The organism is Hongsoonwoonella zoysiae (assembly GCF_013266695.1).
Classification (GTDB): Bacteria; Pseudomonadota; Alphaproteobacteria; order Rhizobiales; family Stappiaceae; genus Hongsoonwoonella; species Hongsoonwoonella zoysiae.
The window spans coordinates 1359341-1373531 of the sequence record NZ_JABRXF010000001.1 but is presented as its reverse complement, the minus strand read 5'-3'; the positions used below and the strand labels follow the sequence as shown (position 1 = coordinate 1373531).

The 14191-nt window shown below is 62.9% G+C and carries 12 protein-coding genes; 9 read left to right on the top strand and 3 right to left on the bottom strand.

The genetic code is table 11. The features are described 5' to 3' along the window. Positions 1-61 precede the first annotated feature (61 nt). The 7 genes from HPQ64_RS06385 to HPQ64_RS06355 all read left to right on the top strand — a co-directional run bounded on the left by HPQ64_RS06385 (position 62) and on the right by HPQ64_RS06355 (position 7866). Positions 62-1897, top strand: a complete 1836-nt coding sequence (locus tag HPQ64_RS06385) for a M3 family oligoendopeptidase (protein ID WP_172887484.1) — start codon at positions 62-64, stop codon at positions 1895-1897. Next, the gene (locus tag HPQ64_RS06380) at positions 1894-2844 is read left to right on the top strand and encodes a heme-dependent oxidative N-demethylase family protein (RefSeq protein WP_172887483.1); all 951 of its coding nucleotides are present in this window, start codon (positions 1894-1896) and stop codon (positions 2842-2844) included. Before HPQ64_RS06385 ends, HPQ64_RS06380 begins: the two co-directional genes overlap by 4 nt. A 100-nt stretch (positions 2845-2944) precedes the next feature. Continuing rightward, positions 2945-4327, top strand: coding sequence for an ABC1 kinase family protein (locus HPQ64_RS06375; RefSeq protein ID WP_172887482.1), 1383 nt, complete (start codon positions 2945-2947; stop codon positions 4325-4327). 155 nt (positions 4328-4482) lie between these two features. Further along, positions 4483-4770, top strand: coding sequence for an aa3-type cytochrome c oxidase subunit IV (locus tag HPQ64_RS06370; RefSeq protein WP_172887481.1), 288 nt, complete (start codon positions 4483-4485; stop codon positions 4768-4770). Positions 4771-4828: 58 nt separating this feature from the next. Further along, on the top strand, positions 4829-5980 hold the full coding sequence (locus HPQ64_RS06365) for a Re/Si-specific NAD(P)(+) transhydrogenase subunit alpha (protein ID WP_172887480.1): 1152 nt from the start codon (positions 4829-4831) through the stop codon (positions 5978-5980). Then, the gene (locus HPQ64_RS06360) at positions 5980-6459 is read left to right on the top strand and encodes a proton-translocating transhydrogenase family protein (protein ID WP_172887479.1); all 480 of its coding nucleotides are present in this window, start codon (positions 5980-5982) and stop codon (positions 6457-6459) included. Before HPQ64_RS06365 ends, HPQ64_RS06360 begins: the two co-directional genes overlap by 1 nt. A 12-nt stretch (positions 6460-6471) precedes the next feature. Next, positions 6472-7866 (top strand): NAD(P)(+) transhydrogenase (Re/Si-specific) subunit beta, encoded by a 1395-nt coding sequence (locus tag HPQ64_RS06355; RefSeq protein ID WP_172887478.1) that lies wholly within the window; start codon positions 6472-6474, stop codon positions 7864-7866. Between the two features lie 83 nt (positions 7867-7949). Here the strand turns inward: HPQ64_RS06355 and HPQ64_RS06350 are convergent, their stop codons facing one another. The 3 genes from HPQ64_RS06350 to HPQ64_RS06340 all read right to left on the bottom strand — a co-directional run bounded on the left by HPQ64_RS06350 (position 7950) and on the right by HPQ64_RS06340 (position 12002). Then, positions 7950-9068 (bottom strand): SGNH/GDSL hydrolase family protein, encoded by a 1119-nt coding sequence (locus tag HPQ64_RS06350; RefSeq protein ID WP_172887477.1) that lies wholly within the window; start codon positions 9066-9068, stop codon positions 7950-7952. A gap of 76 nt (positions 9069-9144) precedes the next feature. After that, positions 9145-10389, bottom strand: coding sequence for a lytic murein transglycosylase (locus HPQ64_RS06345; protein WP_246270334.1), 1245 nt, complete (start codon positions 10387-10389; stop codon positions 9145-9147). A 131-nt stretch (positions 10390-10520) separates the two neighbouring features. After that, positions 10521-12002 carry an outer membrane beta-barrel protein gene (locus HPQ64_RS06340; RefSeq protein ID WP_172887475.1) on the bottom strand — a complete coding sequence of 494 codons (1482 nt, stop codon included), beginning with the start codon at positions 12000-12002 and terminating at the stop codon, positions 10521-10523. A 205-nt stretch (positions 12003-12207) separates the two neighbouring features. On the opposite strand from HPQ64_RS06340, the gene HPQ64_RS06335 reads away from it, so the two are divergent. Beyond that, positions 12208-13233: a KpsF/GutQ family sugar-phosphate isomerase gene (locus HPQ64_RS06335; RefSeq protein WP_172887474.1), complete on the top strand. Its 1026-nt coding sequence runs from the start codon at positions 12208-12210 to the stop codon at positions 13231-13233. Between the two features lie 161 nt (positions 13234-13394). Then, positions 13395-14165, top strand: a complete 771-nt coding sequence (locus HPQ64_RS06330) for a motility protein A (protein WP_172887473.1) — start codon at positions 13395-13397, stop codon at positions 14163-14165. The last annotated feature ends 26 nt before the right edge of the window (positions 14166-14191 follow it).

Below are 14191 nucleotides of genomic sequence, written 5' to 3'. Positions count from 1 at the left end.
GGGGCCCACCTCGACAAAATGATGGAAAGAACGAAACACATACGTCCGACACGGAGAACGCATGTCCTTCACCTTCGAACCCAAGCCCCTTCTGTCCGCCGCCACCGGGGGCGCCGCGGCCGATCTCGGAAGCCTGCCGGAATGGAACCTTGCCGATCTCTATCCGGCGATGGACGCTCCCGAGGTTGCGGCGGACCTTGAACGGGCGGAACGCGAGGCGCAGGCCTTCGAGGAGCGCTACAAGGGCCGGCTTGGCGACCTGGCGGGCAAGTCGGGCGCGGAACTGGCCGAGGCCGTGAAAGCCTATGAGGCGCTCGACGACCTGATGGGCCGGCTCGCCTCCTTTGCCGGCCTCGTTTACGCGGGCGACACGACGGATGCCAAACGCCAAAAGTTTTACGGCGACATCCAGGACAAGCTGACGACGGCAAGCACCCATCTCATCTTCTTTACGCTTGAGCTCAACCGCATCGACGACGCCGTTATCGACAAGGCGGCGGATGATCCCGCCCTTTCGCATTACAAGCCCTGGCTTGAGGATATCCGCAAGGAGCGCCCCTATCAGCTCGACGACAAGATCGAGCAGCTCTTCCACGAAAAATCGGTCACCGGACGGTCCGCCTGGAACCGGCTCTTCGACGAGACGATCGCGGGCCTGACCTTCTCCGTCGACGGCAAGGACCTTTCCATCGAGCCGACGTTGAACCTCCTGCAGGATCAGGACGGGGAGAAGCGCAAGGCGGCGGCCGAAGCCCTTGCCGAGACCTTCAAGGCCAATCTTTCCACCTTTACGCTCATCACCAACACGCTTGCCAAGGACAAGGACATTTCCGACCGCTGGCGCGGCTTCAAGGATGTGGCCGACAGCCGCCACCTCGCAAACCGGGTGGAGCGCGAGGTGGTGGATGCGCTGGTCGATGCCGTGCGCGAATACTACCCGAAGCTTTCGCATCGCTATTACGCCATGAAGGCGAAATGGCTCGGCGTCGAAAAGCTCAACCATTGGGACAGGAACGCGCCGCTGCCCAGCGCCGATACGCGCACGATCCCCTGGGACGAGGCGCGCGAGACGGTGCTTTCGGCCTATGGCGGCTTTTCGCCGGAAATGGCGGAAATCGCGGGCCGCTTCTTCGACAAGCGCTGGATCGACGCGCCCGCGCGCCCCGGCAAGGCGCCGGGCGCCTTTTCCCATCCGACGGTGCCGAGCGCGCATCCTTATGTTCTCATGAACTACCAGGGCCGCACGCGCGACGTCATGACGCTTGCCCACGAGCTCGGCCACGGGGTGCATCAGGTTCTCGCCGCTCCCAATGGCGCGCTCATGGCGCCCACGCCGCTGACGCTGGCGGAGACGGCAAGCGTCTTCGGCGAAATGCTGACCTTCCGCGCCATGCTGGATAAGGCGGAAAGCGACGACAAGCGCAAGATCATGCTCGCCGGCAAGGTGGAAGACATGATCAACACCGTCGTGCGCCAGATCGCCTTCTACAGCTTCGAGCGCAAGGTGCATGAGGCGCGCAAATCCGGCGAATTGACCGCCGATCAGCTGTGCGAGCTCTGGATGTCGGTCCAGCATGAAAGCCTCGGTCCGTCGATCGAGCTGCGCGAAGGCTACGAGACCTTCTGGACCTACATTCCGCATTTCGTCCATTCGCCGTTTTACGTCTACGCCTATGCCTTCGGCGACTGCCTGGTGAATTCGCTCTACGCGGTCTACGAAGAAGCGGAAGCGGGCTTCCAGGAGAAGTACTTCGAGCTTTTGAAGGCTGGCGGCACGAAGCACCATTCCGAGCTTCTGGCCCCGTTCGGGCTCGACGCTTCCGATCCCGCGTTCTGGCGCAAGGGCCTTTCCGTGATCGAGCGGCTGATCGGCGAACTGGAAGCCATGGAAAAATGACGGCGACGGGCAAGGCTGATTCGGGTGATGTGGGCGTAAGGCGAAAGAACGCGCCCTTCGCCCACACGCCCTATGACGGCTCGAAGCGCCCCTTCACCGTTGGCCTTGCCCCGCTCGACCTTGCCGAATGGATCGAGCCGGACGGCAATCTCAAGGCCCACCTGCAAGAAAAGGAACGCCTCTTCCGCGAAGCCGAAGCGCCCGTATTTCTGGCCGAGCCGGATACGGTCGCGGCACAGGCGGAAGTCCTTGCGTTGCTTCTGGAACACCTGCCGGCGCGCTATCCGGATCTTTATTCGTCGAATGGCGATGAAATCCGCATCGTTCCGACAGGCAAGGTCTATTCGAAAACGGATTTCGCGGAGGCGCCTCTTCTTCTCGCGGCGAGGCTCGTCCAGGAAGACCTCGTCATCATGCGAAAGGGCGAGGGCGGCTATCGCCTCGTCGCCGCCTCGCTGTCGTTTCCTTCGTCATGGTCATTGGCTGAAAAATTCGGCAAACCCATGCCGGAGATCCACGAGAACGTGCCGGGCTTCAACGACGGGCGCATGGGAACGATCGTTGCCCGGCTTTTTGACAATTTGAGCGTGGATCAACCTTCGTGGCGGCTCAACTGGTCGCTATATACGGACGCGGAGCTGCATCATCCGCATTCCAAGCGCATCGATCCGCGTATCGGGCACGGGTCGTCCGGTTCGCTACATGTGCGTGTCGAGCGCCAGACCCTGCGCCGGCTTCCTTACTCTGGCGACATCCTTTTCACCATCAAGGTCCATCACGATCCGGTCGCGGCCTTCGCGAAACACCTCGATGGCGCGAGGCTGGCGCTTTCCTTGAGAGATCAGGTACTTGCGCTCGATGCGGACCAACTCGCCTACAAGGGGCTGACGGAAAGCCGCGACGCCATCGTCAAGCGTCTGGAGGGTCTCGCGAGCAGGATCGGTTGAGGGTTTTTCGAAAAAGCGCGCTCCCCTCACTGGCGTTGGCCGCCGATCAGCCTATTTTAGCGCTCGATCCTACTCGAGACACCGGAGCTTCCGTCCGCCCATGAGTTCAACCGACCGGGACCGCGAACAAAACCGATTTTCAGCGCGCGTGAACCGCTATGCGCGGGTCGGCACCAACATGGGCGGCATCGCCGCAAAGCTTGCCGGACAGCGGCTTTTCGGCATGGAGGTCGATAACGAGAAGCAGGCGGCGGAGCTGGCATCCGCGCTCGGCGGGCTCAAGGGCCCGCTCATGAAGGTCGCCCAGCTTCTTTCGACCATCCCCGACGCGATACCGCCGGAATACGCCACCGAGCTTTCCAAGCTGCAATCGGCCGCACCGCCCATGGGCTGGCCATTCGTGAAGCGGCGGATGATCGCGGAATTGGGCGCGGGGTGGCAGAAGAGGTTCGAAAGTTTCGACCGCGAACCGGCCGCCGCCGCCTCCCTCGGCCAGGTGCACAAGGCCCGCCATCAGGACGGAACGCCGCTTGCCTGCAAGCTGCAGTATCCGGACATGGCCTCTGCCGTGGAGGCCGACCTGCAGCAGCTTTCCATGCTGTTTTCGCTGCACCGGCGCATGCGCCCGGCCATCGACACGCGCGAGATCGCCAAGGAGATCGGCGAACGCGTGCGCGAGGAACTCGATTACGTGCGCGAGGCGCGGCATATTGCCGCTTATTCTGAGATCCTCGCCGACGAGCCTCGCATCCGCGTGCCGGAAGTGTTCCCTGAACTTTCCACAAAGCGCCTGCTCACCATGCGCTGGCTGGAGGGCAAGCCGCTTCTTACCTACAAGGAACATGACCTTGAGGACCGCAACCGGATTGCGGAGGTCATGTTCCGCGCCTGGTGGCGCCCCTTCAGCCACTACGGGATCATCCACGGCGATCCGCACCTGGGCAATTACACCGTCTACGAGGAGAATGGGCGGCCGGGCGGAATAAATCTGCTCGACTACGGTTGCATCCGGGTCTTTCCCTCAAGCTTCGTTTCCGGCGTCGTCGATCTTTACCGCGGGCTTCTGGAGGACGACCGTGAGCGAATCGTCGGCGCGTACGAGCGATGGGGCTTCAAGGGCCTGACGAAGGATCTTATCGAGATCCTCAACATCTGGGCGCGCTTCATCTACGGGCCGCTCCTGACCGACCGCACGCGCGCCATCGCCGAGGGCGTGAGCCCGGCGCAATACGGGCGCAAGGAGGCTTTCCGCGTCCATCAGGCGCTGAAGGAAAAGGGACCGGTGACGATCCCGCGCGAATTCGTTTTCATGGACCGCGCCGCGATCGGACTTGGCGGCGTCTTCCTACATCTGCGCGCGGAAATGAATTTTTACAGGCTTTTCAACGAGCAGATCGAGGATTTCGAAGAAACGCGCGTTGCGGAGCGCCAGCTCGACACCCTGCGCGCCGCGGCTCTGGTAGCGTCTGCGCCCCCTAACTGACGCTCTCGCGGTATTCCGCCGGCGGGGCGCGCGGAAGCGATGGCCGGCGCCACTCGCTATCGGAATGGAAAGTCGTCACGTCAAGAGAACGTTGCCGAAGCTCAAGGGTTTGTTATAAAGGCCGACGAATTCAGCTTTTCAGGCAGAGGACGGTCATGGCCGACAACAACTCAGACACGATGGAATTCGAAGCTCATCGCGCTACCTACGAAGGCTTCGTCAACATCGCGAAGATCAGCGCGCTCGCACTTTTCAACGTTCTTCTTTGCCTCATAATGTTTACCTTCGGTGGAACAGCCGGATCGATTTTCGGCTGGGTCATGGTTTTCGCGCTGCTGATCGCGGCCGCCATAGGCATGGCGCTCGGTTCGCGGGGCTGGATACCGGGCGCCGCCGTCTTCGTCCTGAGTGGCATTCTCGCCATCCTGACGTCGGCGGGCTGAAACACCCCATCCGCCCTTTCGGCGGAACACTTATTTCAAATCACTTGGGAGGAAAGCGATGAAGATCGGCGTCCCTCGCGAAAGCGAGGCGAATGAACCGCGCGTCGCCGCAAGCCCCGAAACGGTGAAGAAATTCATTGCGCTCGGGTTCGAGGTCACGGTGGAAAAGGGTGCGGGCGAACTGTCGCGCATCCTCGACAAGGACTACGAGGAGATGGGCGCCAAGATAGCGCCGACGGCGAAGGAAACGCTCGCCGACGCCGATGTGGTCCTGAAGGTCCGCAGGCCGAACGCGGAAGAACTCGGTCTCATGAAAAAAGGCGCCCTCGTCGTCGCGACGATGGACCCTTACGGCCATGAGGACGAGGTTCGGGCCATGGGCGAGGCGGGCATCGTCGCGCTCGCCATGGAGTTCATGCCGCGCATCACCCGCGCTCAGGTTATGGACGTGCTTTCCTCCCAGGCGAACCTTGCCGGATACCAGGCGGTGATCGAGGCGGCAGAGGAATATGACCGCGCCTTCCCGATGATGATGACGGCCGCGGGCACCGTTCCCGCGGCGCGCGTGTTTATCATGGGGGCAGGCGTGGCGGGCCTGCAGGCGATTGCCACGGCACGCCGCCTCGGCGCGGTTGTGACCGCGACCGACGTTCGTCCCGCCGCCAAGGAGCAGGTCGAATCGCTCGGCGCGAAGTTCATCGCCGTTGAGGACGAGGAGTTCAAGCAGGCGGAAACGGCCGGCGGATACGCCAAGGAGATGTCGGAGGAGTACCAGAAGAAGCAGCGCGAACTGGTCGCCACCCATATCGCCAAGCAGGATGTAATCATCACCACCGCCCTCATTCCGGGCCGCCCCGCGCCACGCCTCATCACGAAGGAAATGGTCGCTTCCATGAAGCCGGGCGCGGTCGTCGTCGATCTCGCGGTCGAGCGCGGCGGCAACGTGGAAGGCGCCAAGCCCGGCAAGATCGTCAAGGCGGGCGACGTGAAGATCGTCGGTTACCTGAACATGCCAGGGCGCATCGCGGCGTCTGCGTCCGCGCTTTACTCCAAGAACCTTTACGCCTTCGTCGAGACGCTGGTCAACAAGGAGACCAAGCAGCTTTCCGTCGACTGGAGCGACGAACTCGTCAAGGCGACCGCGCTCACGCGCGACGGCAGCGTCATTCATCCAGCCTTTGCGACGAACGAACAACTGGGAGGCGCATGATGTCGGATCTCACTCCTGCGGAAGCTCTCGAACGCGCCCGCGAAGCCGCCGAGACCGCACGCGAGGCGGCCAGCGCGGCCGAGGCGGCGGCCGACGCGGCGCAAGGCTATGTCGCCCAAGTTGCCGGTGGTACGGGTGATTTTCTTGCCGATGCGGCGGCTGCGGCAACGGGCGGGGCGATAGACCCCTTCGTCTTCCGCCTGTCTATCTTCGTGCTGGCGATCTTCGTGGGCTATTACGTCGTCTGGTCGGTGACGCCGGCGCTGCATACGCCGCTCATGGCGGTAACGAACGCCATTTCCTCGGTGATCGTCGTCGGCGCGCTTCTTGCCGTCGGTGTGGATCTTTCCACAGGCGAAGGCACGCTGATGGCGCGCGTCTTCGGCTTCATCGCCCTTGCCATGGCCAGCGTGAACATCTTCGGTGGCTTCCTCGTCACCCAGCGCATGCTCGCCATGTACAAGAAAAAGCAACGCTAAGGAGCGCGACGGATGTCAGCAAATATCACCGCCACGCTCTATCTCGTTTCGGGCGTTTTGTTCATCCTGGCGCTGCGCGGGCTTTCCAGCCCCGAAACGTCGCGCCAGGGCAATATCTACGGCATGGTCGGCATGACCATCGCCATCCTGACGACGCTTGCCGCAACCGGCATTTCCTTCGGCTCCGGCATTCTGATCGTCGCGGGCCTGGGTACGGGCGCCGCCGTGGGCGCGACCATCGCCAGGCGCATCCCGATGACGGCGATGCCGCAGCTCGTCGCCGCGTTCCACTCGCTGGTGGGCCTCGCCGCCGTGCTTGTGGCCGCTGCGGCACTTTACGCTCCCTCCGCCTTCGGCATCGGCGATCCCGGCCACATCCACGTTCAGGCACTTGTCGAAATGTCGATCGGCGTGGCCATCGGCGCGATCACCTTCACGGGTTCGGTCATCGCCTTCGCCAAGCTTGACGGGCGCATGTCCGGCAAGCCGATCATCCTGCCGGCCCGTCACGCGGTCAATCTCGCGCTTGCGGCGGCGATCGTGATCTTCGTCGTCGTCCTCACGCAGACGGAAAGCCATGCGATCTTCTGGCTGATCGTGGTGCTGTCGCTCGTCTTCGGCGGTCTCATCATCATCCCGATCGGCGGCGCGGACATGCCCGTCGTCGTGTCGATGCTGAATTCCTACTCGGGCTGGGCGGCTGCCGGCATCGGCTTTACCCTCGGCAATACGGCGCTCATCATCACCGGCGCGCTGGTCGGCTCCTCGGGCGCGATCCTGTCCTACATCATGTGCAAGGGCATGAACCGTTCGTTCATCTCCGTCATCCTCGGCGGCTTCGGCGGCGAAACCGCGAGCGTCAGCGGCGAGGGCGGCGAGGAGCGCCCGGTCAAGCAGGGCTCGGCGGACGACGCGGCCTTCATCATGAAGAACGCCTCCAAGGTCATCATCGTACCGGGCTACGGCATGGCGGTCGCCCAGGCGCAGCATGCGCTGCGCGAAATGGCCGACACGCTGAAAGAAGAAGGCGTGGAGGTGAAATACGCCATCCATCCGGTGGCGGGCCGCATGCCGGGCCACATGAACGTGCTGCTGGCCGAGGCGCAGGTGCCTTACGACGAGGTGTTCGAACTTGAGGACATCAACTCGGAGTTCGCCACCGCCGACGTCGCCTATGTCATCGGTGCCAACGACGTGACAAACCCTTCAGCTCGAGACGATCCGCAATCGCCGATCTACGGCATGCCGATCCTCGATGTCGACAAGGCCGGAACCGTGCTCTTCGTCAAGCGCGGCATGGGTTCGGGCTATGCCGGCATCCAGAACGAGCTCTTCTTCCTCGACAAGACGATGATGCTCTTCGGCGATGCCAAGAAAATGACGGAAGAGATCGTCAAGGCGATGTGAGGCGCTCCCCTCTCAATTCCGAAAAAAGCAAAACCCCCGGCGGGCATCCCCCGGGGGTTTTCTTTCGGTTCCCGCACTTCCGGTCAGGGAGATCCGACGCGGAAATCATCGACGCGCCCGATCACGGGCGGCAGGGCCTCGCCCCTGACGATCAGGCGGTGCTGCACCGTTTCCGCGACCGGTTCCGGCAGGCCGCCTTCACCGCCCGCCAACTCGCTTTCCGGCGATGTCGTGCGGCCGGTCAGCACGATGAAATTCGGATCGTCCTCGACCCCGTCGAAGGCGAAAGCGCCGGAAGAACCGATAACGCGGGAAATCTCGCGCTCGCAGAAAAAGGCCACCTTCCGGTAGCCCGACCACGTGAAGCCGAAGCCCTCTCCGTCGCGAAGGCGTCTTTTCTGGCCTTCCACGTCCGGGCCGTAGGAGGTGTATTTGCCGTCCTCGCTCAAAAACACATCCCAGATGTCGACAAAGATCGCCCCGCTTGCCTCCGCCCTCGCCTTGGACAGGCCGTTCAGATAGGCAAAGCTCGTCCGTTTGGCGGTCGCCTTGGTCGGCGGCAGGCCGACCCAGACAAGCGGCGTCTGGTAGAAACTGACTGTCTTGGCGAGTTTTTCAAGCCGCCCCTTGTAAGCATTCTCCCAGGCTTCGCTGCGGAATTCGAGTTTTTCCGGCTCTGCGGGCATATCGCGAACGTCCTCGGCGCCCACGAACATCACGACAATGGCAATGTCGCGGCCCTGGAGAATTTGCTGAACGCGCGTCGGATAGTCCGGCTCGGGTTGATCGACCAGCCCTTTGTCCTTGAAGATCAGTTTCTCGACCTTGATTGACGGGGTTTCGGCATATGCCGCGACCAGCCCCTCGGACAGTCCGTCGGCCATCGCATCGCCGACAACCAGAACGACGCGCGCATCCTCGTCCTTCGGTTCCTCGACGATCTTCGGTTTGGCCGGCTCGCGCCGCCTTTGCTGCTGCGGCTGGCTGCGCTCGGTTTGTTCCTGTCGCAGGCGCCGCTTCTCCTTGCGCTTGCCGATGCCGAAAAGGTTCAGCAGCGGTTTCAGCGGATTGAAGCTGGATGCGTCCGACGGCGGCGGAGGTATCCGCTTCTGCGCAAAGGCCGGATCGGTGGCGACAAGGGTTACGGAAACGAACGCTACGAAAAGGGCAAAAGCGAGCTTGCCCCATTCAAGGTGCGCCATGGCCTTGCCGCCAGTCCGGATTTGCTGTGCGTTCATGCGCGCGATCATAACGCCTGCGGCGCCCCGTTTGAAGCGTTCAGGATCCGGACTGGATGGACTGCAACAAAAGCACCGAGGCATAGCCGTCCGGCGTCAGCCCGGCTGCCCTTTGATAGGCGCGGATACCGCGTTTCGTCGCCGGCCCGATCAGGCCGTCCGCCTCGCCGACGTCGAAGCCCTTTCGGTTTAGCAATGTCTGCAACATCATCGTCTGCTCGCGCGACAGCGGCAGGGCGTTGCGCGGCCATGCGGCCTGGAAGGCGTCACCACCTCGTATGCGGTCGGCAAGGTGCCCCACGGCAAGGGCATAGGCGTCGGCGTTGTTGTAGCGTTTGATGACGAAGAAGTTCTTCAACATCAGGAATGCGGGCCCGCCCGCGCCCGCCGGCAAAAGCAGTTCGGCGCGGTCGTCGGGCCTCGGGAACGCCCGGTCGCCGGTCCGGCGGATACCGAGCCTTCGCCAGTCGGCAAGCGTCTTGGTCGTGTCGCCGTCGGCCAGCGAATAGTCGAAGCCCGTCGGCAGATCCACCTCGTAGCCCCAGGTCTTGCCGTACTGCCAGCCGTGCTGCTTGAGATAATTCGCTGTGGAGGCAAGGGCGTCCGGCACCGAGGTCCAGATGTCGTGCCGCCCGTCGCCGTCATAGTCGGCGGAATAGTGCCGCCAGCTCGACGGCATGAACTGGGTGTGGCCCATGGCCCCCGCCCAGGAACCTTCCATGGATTGCGGCGTGACATGGCCCGCCTGCAGGATCTGCAGCGCGGTCACCAGTTCCTGTTCCCAAAACGAGGTGCGGCGCGGTGCGGCATAGGCAAGGGTCGCCAGGGCGCGGATCACATAGTGCTCGCCCTTGAAGCCGCCGTAGTTCGTCTCCATGCCCCAAATCGCGAGCACCACCTCGCGGTCGACGCCGAAGCGGCGTTCGATGCGGCCCAGTTCCTCGCTATACTCGGCAAGCATCCGGCGGCCGGTTTCCATGCGTTTTTCCGAAACGGCGGATTCCAGGTACTCCCACACAGGCTTGACGAATTCCGCCTGCTTGTTCATCAGCCGGATGGTGTCGGGGTCAGGCGTAATCCCGCCAAGCGCCGCTTCATAGGTTGCGGAAGTCACCCCGCTTGCGCTCGCGGTCTGCCAGAACTGACGTTTCCAGCGCTCGAAACCCGCGTCCGCATGCGCTGGTGCCGCCAGCGGGCCTGACAGGACAATGCCGATGGAGACCAGAAGCGGCGCTTGGATCCGCCCGAGGTCGGAAAAGCCCCTTATGGCCTTTGCGATACTCAATACTGCCTTCCTCATATGCTGTCCCCATTTGCCGTCATGCCGTTGCGCCGTCAGGACAATATGTCCAAATCTTGAAACAAGGATTTTGGCGCTATCATGGTCGTATCGCCCGCCCGCCCCGGATTTTGCGATCAATGCCGGAACCTCAGCCCCGCCTCGATCGTGTTCACGTCATAGTCTCCGCCGTTGGTCGTGGTGTCGAAATGGCGGTAGGTGTATCTGGTCTGCAGCGCGATAGTGTCGCTAAACGCCCAGATGAGCGCCGCCGTCGCCATCGTGTTGCGTTCATCCAGGAAGATGCCCTCATAGCGACGCAAGGAGTAACCGACGCCCGCCTCGCCGACGAGCGAATCGCTGAAACTGTGCGAAAGCAGGAGATCGCCCGCATAGACGATCGATCCCGACGCCCCGGAGATGCCCGTCGCCTCAAATGCGGTCGCGACGCTCGCCGTCACCGTCGTCAGCCGCGTCGGAGACCAGATCATCGAGCCGTCGACCAGAAGTCCTTCCAGATTTTCAAGCGCATCGTCCCCGGGACGTTCCTCGCGCCAGCCGATGCCGATTTCGCCACGCAGCTTCGGCCCGGTGTCGATGGTCACCCCTCCCCGAAGCGCATATCCGGTAGCGTTACGGTCCTCGCAGCTCACGGGGTCGTCGCAGGCTTCGGTGTAGATGCGCCTCAGGCCCGACGCAGAAACGAAGGGCGCGAGCGTCGCGCCCGTATCCGCGTCAAGGCGCAGGGTTGCTGCATAGACCGTATTGTCCCGGTCTCCGGACGTCGATGCCCCGGTATAGGCGGTGTGGTCGATGTCGCCGCGAAGTTGCACGCCCAAGAGTCCGACATCGCGGGAGATGGCGAGCGTGCCGCCGATTTCGTGAATGTCCTGGTCGCCGCCGCTCGATTCCGCCGTCCCGCGCTCCTCGCGCGCGAAGCCGTAACGCGCGGAACCGTCAAGTTCGGTACTTTGGCTCAGGTCTAGCCGCAGGTCCGCATTGCCGTCGAAAAAGGGATCGTCGTCGATCGGCTCATCCGTATATCCCGTGTAACCGCCGCGCAGGGATACCCCCAGTTCATGGCGCGACCAGTCGGAACGCGCGTCAAGGCGCGGGTTGACCCGGTAGAAACTGTCGGGCTCGCCACCTGCCGTTCCCGCGGCATTGTCCGACCAGCCGAAGGCCGTATAGAGCTCGGGAAAGAACAGGAAGGATCCTGCGCGAAAGCCGATCGCGCGGTCGCGCGTCGTGTCACCGCCGAACACGCCGTCGTCCTCGCCCCCGCCCTGCGATCCGGACGAGGCAAGCCGCCGGGATACCGCGCGCAGGCGCTCGGCGAACGGCTGCACGGGCCTTACCCTGCCCGACGTCGAAATGGGCTCGATCTCGTCGCCGAAGGCTATGCCCCGTCGCAGGTCTCTTTCTTCGTTCTCGCCGTCGAGGTCGCCCGCGCCCGGTTCCGCGGTTTCGGCCTCCTCGGCAGAGAAAACGTCCGCCGCTCCCCTGAGTTCCAGATCCAGCCCCGCGCGGTCGCGCACGCCGGCGGTCTGCGCATGCGCCGGCAGGGCGAACGCGGGCAGCATCGCAAGCGTGTAATACAAGAGGCGAACGCGGTTCATCATAAAGCCATCGACTGCAGGCGGCGCGGGCGGTCCCGCAAAAGCCGATAATGATTTGTTAGGGTTAACGGACCCTTAGTGAAAACAGCCGGCAGCGCCGCTTTTACGCCTCAGAATCGGGCGACAAACCAGTCCTGCCGAGCTTGCGAAAAGCGGCCGGCAAGGCTATTGAGCGCATGAAACGCACGCAATGACGAGATGATCGATGCGACAGGAATTGACGGGTCAGGCGGCGGCACTTCCCGGCAAGGGAGAGGTGGAGAGTCAGGACACGGCAATCGCCTCGGCGCTGCGCACGATCGTCACGGAGACCGAAGGGCTGGAAGCGCTTCATGCCGCCCTTGCCGACGGCCTCGCCGTACCCTTCTCGCGCGCGGTCGAGGAGATCCGCGCCTCCAGGGGCCGCGTTATCGTGACCGGCATCGGCAAGAGCGGCCATATCGGCGTGAAGCTCGCGGCGACGCTCGCCTCCACCGGAACGCCGGCGTTCTTCGTGCACGCTTCCGAGGCAAGCCATGGCGATCTGGGCATGATCACCGCCGATGACGTCGTGATCGCCATTTCCTGGTCCGGCGAGACGCAGGAGCTCGCCACCACGATTGCCTATACGCGCCGCTTCAAGGTGCCGCTCGTGGCCATCACCTCCCGCGAGGACAGCTCGCTCGGCAAGGCATCGGACATCGTGCTCACGCTGCCCCGCGTGACGGAAGCCTGCCCGCACGGGCTTGCGCCGACGTCGTCGACCATCATCCAGATGGCCATGGGCGATGCGCTTGCCATCGCGCTTCTGGAATCGCGTGGTTTCACCGCTCAGGATTTCGGCGTCTTCCATCCCGGCGGCAGGCTTGGCGCGAGCCTGAAGCACGCCCGCGACATCATGCACACCGGCGATGCCCTTCCGCTTGCCGGTGCCGATCTGCCGATGCGCGAGGCGATCGTGCTGATGACGCAAAAGGGTTTCGGCGTGCTCGGCATCACCGGAGCCGACGGAACGCTGGCGGGCATCATTACCGACGGCGACCTCCGCCGCCATCTGCGGTCCAACTTCCTCGACATGACGACGGCGCAAGTCATGACCGCGAATCCCAAAACCATCGGCCCGGACATGCTGCTCGCCTCCGCGGTGGAATTCGTCAACGCCGCCTCGATCACCGCCGTCTTCGTGGTGGAAGAGGGAAAGCCGGTCGGCATCATCCACCTGCACGACCTGCTTCGCAGCGGTGCTGCCTGAGGGTTGGGAGCCCTGCTTTTACTGCCCATTTACCTTATTGAAAATAAGGCATTTTTCTTGAGCGAGACGGCAATCGATTAGGGATTGCTTAGCCCGCCCTTCCTATCCTTGTGCACAAGTTTAATCAAATCGGCAGGAACGGCCGAAGGTTTGGTGCATCAATGGATCTGGGAACCATCATTGGGATCATTATTGCCTTCGTTATGGTGATGATTGCCATATTCCTCGGAGGCAGTTTCAGTCAATTCATAGATACGCCTTCAGCGATGATCGTGATCGGGGGCGGTTTGGCCGCCACGCTGATCCGCTTTCCCTTGTCCGGGATCATCAGCGCGCTCGGCGTGGGAGCGAAAGTGGCCTTCAAGCACAAGAAGGAAGACCCTCGCTCCATCATCGAGGAGATCACGCAGCTCGCCGATATTGTCCGCAAATCCGGGCCTCTCGGCCTCGAAAACGCGGATGTCTCGGATCCCAACCTTGCAAAGGGCATGCAATTCATCGCCGACGGCTATGAGCCGGAGTTCATCCGCGACACGCTGGAAAGAGAGCGGGATCTTTATCTGGAGCGGCTGAAATCCGGTCGCAAGTTCTTCAAGGCGCTGGGGGATTCCGCTCCGGCCTTCGGAATGATCGGCACGCTCATCGGCCTCGTCCAGATGCTGGCGACCCTTGACGACCCGACGACCATCGGCCCGTCGATGGCGGTCGCCCTTCTGACGACGCTCTATGGCGCGCTCATCGCCAACATCGTCTGCCTGCCGATCGTCGACAAGCTCGACACCAAGTTCGAGGTGGAGGAGGTCAATCAGACGCTCATCATCGATGGCGTCATGCAGATACGCGACAACAAGAGCCCGGCGCTGATCCGCGACATGCTGACCGCCTATATCCCCGAAAAGGCGCGCGAGGCCGAAGCGGCGCAGGCGGCTTGATGGCGACGGCGGCAAAGGTGTGAGCG

What these genes read in the sequence shown, in the direction of transcription:
- HPQ64_RS06385 (WP_172887484.1), top strand. Translation starts at nt 62, where the DNA reads ATGTCCTTCACCTTCGAACCCAAGCCCCTTCTGTCCGCCGCCACCGGG.
- HPQ64_RS06380 (WP_172887483.1), top strand. Translation starts at nt 1,894, where the DNA reads ATGACGGCGACGGGCAAGGCTGATTCGGGTGATGTGGGCGTAAGGCGA.
- HPQ64_RS06375 (WP_172887482.1), top strand. Translation starts at nt 2,945, where the DNA reads ATGAGTTCAACCGACCGGGACCGCGAACAAAACCGATTTTCAGCGCGC.
- HPQ64_RS06370 (WP_172887481.1), top strand. Translation starts at nt 4,483, where the DNA reads ATGGCCGACAACAACTCAGACACGATGGAATTCGAAGCTCATCGCGCT.
- HPQ64_RS06365 (WP_172887480.1), top strand. Translation starts at nt 4,829, where the DNA reads ATGAAGATCGGCGTCCCTCGCGAAAGCGAGGCGAATGAACCGCGCGTC.
- HPQ64_RS06360 (WP_172887479.1), top strand. Translation starts at nt 5,980, where the DNA reads ATGTCGGATCTCACTCCTGCGGAAGCTCTCGAACGCGCCCGCGAAGCC.
- HPQ64_RS06355 (WP_172887478.1), top strand. Translation starts at nt 6,472, where the DNA reads ATGTCAGCAAATATCACCGCCACGCTCTATCTCGTTTCGGGCGTTTTG.
- HPQ64_RS06350 (WP_172887477.1), bottom strand. Translation starts at nt 9,068, where the DNA reads ATGGCGCACCTTGAATGGGGCAAGCTCGCTTTTGCCCTTTTCGTAGCG.
- HPQ64_RS06340 (WP_172887475.1), bottom strand. Translation starts at nt 12,002, where the DNA reads ATGAACCGCGTTCGCCTCTTGTATTACACGCTTGCGATGCTGCCCGCG.
- HPQ64_RS06335 (WP_172887474.1), top strand. Translation starts at nt 12,208, where the DNA reads ATGCGACAGGAATTGACGGGTCAGGCGGCGGCACTTCCCGGCAAGGGA.
- HPQ64_RS06330 (WP_172887473.1), top strand. Translation starts at nt 13,395, where the DNA reads ATGGATCTGGGAACCATCATTGGGATCATTATTGCCTTCGTTATGGTG.